1 protein-coding gene is annotated in these 1053 nt (G+C 50.8%); it reads right to left on the bottom strand.

Going from position 1 to position 1053, the window contains the following annotated elements; all coding sequences use genetic code 11:
• Positions 1 to 1053, bottom strand: a 1053-nt coding sequence (locus tag R7Q38_RS24755; RefSeq protein WP_318114716.1) for an acyl-CoA dehydrogenase, incomplete at both ends; no start/stop codon positions are given.

Below are 1053 nucleotides of genomic sequence, written 5' to 3'. Positions count from 1 at the left end.
GTGTCGTAGAATCTTTAGTCGGTGCCGATGAACCGAGACCATCGCTCAAACCAAACCAAATACTGCGAACGAGGTTACTCATGGTAAAGCTCACATGGCCAGCTAACGCTTTGTCGAATTTCTCAACCGCGTCGCTCGCTTCTGAGTAAGCTGCGTTCATTTCTTCAAGTACATATGGGTGACAACGAATCGCACCTTGACCGAAGATGATCATCGAACGAGTCAGAATGTTTGCACCTTCTACCGTTACGGCGATTGGAGAGCCTTGGTAGCCACGAGCGAGGAAGTTCGAAGGGCCTAAACAAATGCCTTTACCGCCGACAATGTCCATCGCGTCGATGATGCTTTGTTGACCGCGGTGGGTACAGTGGTACTTCACAATTGCAGAAATAACCGATGGCTTTTCACCTAGGTCGATACCTGCAACAGTTAGATTGCTGGCCGCATCCATGACGTATGCATTACCGCCAAGACGCGCCAATGGCTCTTCAACGCCTTCCATGTGACCGATTGGTTGTTTGAACTGACGACGAATGCGAGAGTATGCACCCGTTGCCATCGCAGCCGATTTGATACCACCCGTCGAGTTAGAAGGTAGCGTGATGCCACGGCCGACCGACAGACATTCCACCAGCATGCGCCAGCCTTGCCCTGCCATTTTCTCACCACCGATGATGAAATCGATAGGAACGAAAATGTCTTTACCACAGGTTGGACCGTTCTGGAATGGCACGTTTAGTGGGAAATGACGGTTGCCGATTTCTACACCTTTCACATCCGTTGGGATCAGCGCACATGTGATACCAAGATCTTCTTTATCACCAAGCAGGCCTTCTGGGTCACGCAGTTTGAATGCAAGGCCAAGTACCGTCGCAACAGGTGCAAGTGTGATGTAGCGTTTGTTCCACGTTAGACGCATACCCAACACTTCTTTGCCTTCCCATTCTCCTTTACAAACGACGCCGTAATCTGGGATTGAGCCTGCGTCTGAGCCAGCCTCTGGGCTAGTTAGCGCGAAACATGGGATTTCTTTACCTTCGGCTAGGCGAGGTA

The organism is Vibrio sp. Vb0598 (assembly GCF_033338935.1).
Lineage (GTDB): Bacteria > Pseudomonadota > Gammaproteobacteria > Enterobacterales > Vibrionaceae > Vibrio > Vibrio alginolyticus.
This window is presented reverse-complemented; position numbering and strand designations above follow the sequence as displayed.